4 protein-coding genes are annotated in these 4142 nt (G+C 69.7%); 1 reads left to right on the top strand and 3 read right to left on the bottom strand.

From position 1 onward, the window contains the following. Together ACOV8S_RS18755 and ACOV8S_RS18750 are read right to left on the bottom strand one after the other, a co-directional pair. Positions 1-293 (bottom strand): hypothetical protein (locus ACOV8S_RS18755; protein WP_448318965.1); only part of this gene is annotated, 293 nt, incomplete at its 3' end. Between the two features lie 137 nt (positions 294-430). Then, complete coding sequence (locus ACOV8S_RS18750) at positions 431-2761, bottom strand: immune inhibitor A domain-containing protein (protein WP_448318964.1); 2331 nt, start codon at positions 2759-2761, stop codon at positions 431-433. Between the two features lie 412 nt (positions 2762-3173). Here ACOV8S_RS18750 and ACOV8S_RS18745 point away from each other — a divergent pair, with 412 nt between their 5' ends. After that, positions 3174-3428: a hypothetical protein gene (locus ACOV8S_RS18745; RefSeq protein WP_448318963.1), complete on the top strand. Its 255-nt coding sequence runs from the start codon at positions 3174-3176 to the stop codon at positions 3426-3428. A gap of 27 nt (positions 3429-3455) precedes the next feature. On the opposite strand, the gene ACOV8S_RS18740 is transcribed toward ACOV8S_RS18745, so the two are convergent. Beyond that, a partial coding sequence (locus tag ACOV8S_RS18740; RefSeq protein WP_448318962.1) for an RDD family protein occupies positions 3456-4142 on the bottom strand: 687 nt, incomplete at its 5' end.

The following is a 4142-nucleotide window of genomic DNA, read 5'->3' as shown; positions in this document are numbered from 1 at the left end:
GGGTGGTACTGCGCGCCGCGGGGGGCCGGGGCCTCGCGCCATATGAGGCCGTCGGGGTGGTGGAGGACCGCGGTGACCTCGTCGGGGGTGGGCGGCGCGACGTTGCCCCGCAGGTACACCGCCCGCAGCCCCAGGTTGCGCAGCCGGGTGAGCGCCCGCGCCCGGTTCCTGGCGTGCACCAGCACCCGCACCCTGTCCCGGTCGCGCCCGCGGACCCCGGGCTCGTCGGGCCGGGGCAGCGTCAGGGCGACCACCACACTGCCGCTCGGCAGCCGGACGAATCCTGAGGACATGACGATGCCTCCCGTCGACTTCGAAAATTTCGATGGGAGGCATCTGAACACGTCCGGCGGCGTCCCCGCCAGGGGAACGCCGCCGAACGCTGTCTGACCTGCGGTGATGCAGTGTGACCGGTATTACCCGGTATGCACTACTTGGCCGCGGGGCTGACCTTGACCGTGATCGTGGAGCCGTCCGAGGACTGCTTCACGAGCTGGATCCGGGTGTTGGTGCTGTCGACCTTGACACCCGCCAGCTTGTTGGCCTCGTCGTAGTAGTCGTCCTTGGTGTCGTCGAAGACCGGCACGCCGGGCAGGGACGGGACGACGGTGGCGACATCGGCCTTGTGCAGGGTCATGCCGGTGGTCCGCTTCAGGCTGAACGGAGAGTCGTAGGCCTGGATGCGGTTGCGCATGAGGGTGCCGTCGGTCCAGCGCAGCGGGGCCGGGTGGGCGTCGATCGGGAGGATCAGGCCGGTGCCCGGGTGCTGGCTGGTGTTGTTGTCCGCCTGGGAGGTGTCCCACTTCCAGACCAGCATGCCGGTCTGGTACGCGTAGTGCTCGACCCAGTCGGGGCGGGTCGTCGAGAAGCCGAAGTTGTACGGGCCCGTCTTCAGCTGCTTGTCGTAGCCGACGTGCTGGCGGTTCTCGACGATGTAGTACTGCGGGTAGCTGTCGGTGAAGCTGGAGCCCACACGGGTGAAGCCGTTGGCGGTCCAGCCGGCCACCTCGGTCTCGGCGTCGTCGGAGAAGACCGACGCGCCGTCCGCGGTGATGACGATGCTGTCGGCGACCAGACCCGGGCGGGACAGGCCACCGTCGGTGGCGTAGCGGAAGCGGACCTGGATCTGCTTGCCGGCGTACGCGTCCAGCGGGAACTCGAAGGTCGAGTTCGTGTCGACGACACCGGTCAGCGCCGGGGCGCCGCTGCCGTCGCGCGGGATCTGCTGGCCCTCGACGGTGCCGTCGATCGGCGTGAAGTTGGCGCCGCCGTCCGTGGAGACCTCGACGTAGCCGTAGTCGTAGTCCTGCTCGATGTCGTACTGACCCTCGAAGGACAGCTTGGCCGACGTCTTGCCGGTCAGGTCGACGCTGCGGGTGAGCGTGTTGCGCAGGTCGTCGCCCTTGCCGCTCCACCACTGCTTCTCACCCTGGGCGGGCGTGAAGACCTCGGTGGTGACGTTCTTCTCGGGCAGCTCGACGATCAGCGCCTGCTTGTCCTTCGTGTTGTAGGACTGCACACCCAGCTTGGTGGACGTCGCCGCCTTGTTGCCGACCACCTTGTAGTCCAGCCAGCCCAGCATCAGCTTGTCCCAGGCGTTCATGTCGCCGGGGAGGTTGCCGATCTGGCCGTCACCGGTGCCCAGCCACGAACCCGAGGACATCAGCGTCCAGAACCCCGTGGAGTTCTCGCCGCCCTGGGTGTCGTAGTGGTCCGGCAGACCGAGGTCGTGGCCGTACTCGTGCGCGAAGACACCGAGGCCGCCGTTCTCCGGCTGGATGGTGTAGTCGCCGACCCAGATGCCGGTGTCACCGATCTGGGTGCCGCCGAGCTTGTTGCCCTCCGGGCCGCTGCGGCCGGCGTCGGTGCCGAACGCGTACCAGCGGTGGGCCCAGATGGCGTCCTCGCCCTGGGCGCCGCCGCCGGCGGACTCGTCCTCACCGGCGTGCACGATCTGGAAGTGGTCGACGTAGCCGTCGGCCTCGTTGAAGTTGCCGTCGCCGTCGAAGTCGTAGCGGTCCCACTGGTCGTACTCGGCCAGGCGGGACTTGAGCTCGGCGGACGTGGCGCCCTTCGCGGTCTCCGACGCGAACCAGGCGTTCAGACCGTCCTGCACCGCGTTCCACGCGCAGGGGTCACAGAGGTTCGAGCCGTAACGGGCCTCGTTGTAGGGCACCTTGACCCAGTCGGAGACCTCGCCGTCGACCGAGTAACGACCGGAGGACTGCTTCTCGTAGTACGTCTTGAGGGACTGGCCCTCGCCGAAGTACAGGTCCTCGAAGTGCTTCTGGTTGTAGTCGGCCTGCCACTCGGTCGAGTTGTCCTTCGACCGGTCCGGCTGGGCGATCTTGTTGTGCAGCGGGCCGGGGGTGCCGCCGTAGCGGGGGTCCACCTGGTCCCCGAACTCGACCAGGATGGTGAAGATCTTGTCGGTCTTCTCCCGGCCCAGCTCGACGTACTTGCTCCCGCGGTGCTTGTTCTTGCCCTTGAGCTCGACGACCTTGGAGCCGTTCTTCTTCTCGGCCGTGGCCTCGCCGGCGAGGACCTGGTTGATGGCCTCGTCGCGCTTGGTCTCCTGACTGTGGGTCAGGGGGCCTTCGAAGTTGTGTTCCCGGTTCTCGCCCTTGGTCGGCGAGCCCGTCTTCGCGGTGACAGCGGTGCCCTCAGCGGGCTGTGCCACGGCGAAGGTCGAGAGACCGGCTCCGGCCGTCGTGATGACGACGGCAGTAGCGGCCGCCCGAAGCGCCCATCTGGATGCCACTTGAATTCCTCCCCCGCGTCCGCGCGCACATGAGAGATGTCCTGAGTACGGAAGTACTGGGTCCTGCGATCCAGGCAGGCAGGAGCTGCGCGCGTAGATACGCGTGTGTCAAGTGAGAACATTTGACCGGAGGTTCGGTCGAAAAACCAGACCTTGACTTGTCGTGAGCACTTCCTGTAAGCGGTCGCTCGGTCGGGCGTCCGGGGCGCTCCCCGTGCCCTGCGCGTGCCTGCGTGCGCCCCCCGGTGCACCCGCCGCCGGGCGGCGTCGCGCTTGTCCGGCAGATGGCCCGGGCATGTGCCGGACAGAAGCCGTCCTCTGCCCTCCGGCGGGAGCGCAGCCGCGGCGGCTCCCGGCACAGGCCGTCCGTCACCTACGCACCGAGGACACGATTGCCATGGCTCGTCCGCCCGTGACTGCCCCCGTGACCCCGTCCACCGCGCAGCTGGTCCGTGGGACCGGCGCGGCGGTGCTGTGCACGATCGCCCTGCTCGCGCTCAGCGGGGCGAGTTCGGTCCTCGCCGTCGCCTCGGTCGTGGTCCTCTCGCTCGCGCTGGGCGTGCTCGCCGCGATGGCCTCCGGGCCGGTCGGGCGCGGTGCCGAGGAGCGGGTTCCGGCCACCTCGGACACGGCCGGCGCCGCACGGCGGGAGCCCGCGCGGCGCTGACGGACCGTCGGGCCCGGTCGCCCGGCGTCAGGCCCTCGGCTCGGTGCTGACCACCACCGTCTTGGCCGCCTTGTCGTGCAGGCCCTGCTTGTACGGCTTGTCGAAGAAGCTCCAGCCGCCCGCGATGGCGATCCACAGGCAGGCGCAGCAGAAGGCGAACGGCACCCAGAGCACGGCCGCGCGCAGCAGCGAGGTGGCCATGGAGGGGGTGCTGCCGTCGTCGAGGTTGGCGACGCGCAGCTTGAGCAGCTTCTTGCCGAGGGTCTGTCCGTTGCGCGCGGTCATGATCGTGTCGTAGGCGACGTAGAGCACCGCGATGATGATGTCGCGGATCCAGAACTTCGCGGCGTCCACGCGGTCGGCGTCGAACTCGTACTCGTCGACGTTGAAGGCCCAGGCCAGCAGTCCGGCGACCACGCCGACGAGGATCAGGTCGATGATCCTGGCCCCGACGCGGCGCAGGCTGTCGGCGAGCGGGGGCATGCCGGCGAGCGGGTCGGGGGCGGTGCCGCCGGAGTACGGTCCGCCGGGCCCGTAGGCGCCCGTGGGCCCGTACTGGCCGTGCGGGCCGCCGGGCGAGGCGGGGCCACCGGGGTCGTACGGGCTGCCGGGACCGGCGTTGCCCTGGGGATGCGCGCCGCCGGGGCCCTCGGGGCCGCCGGGCGGGTCGTACGGGCTGCCGGGGCCGCCAGGGCTTCCCGGGTCGCCGGGGCC

The organism is Streptomyces sp. CO7 (assembly GCF_053474865.1).
Note: the sequence above shows the minus strand (reverse complement) of the source record. Positions and strands in the feature narration are given on the sequence as shown.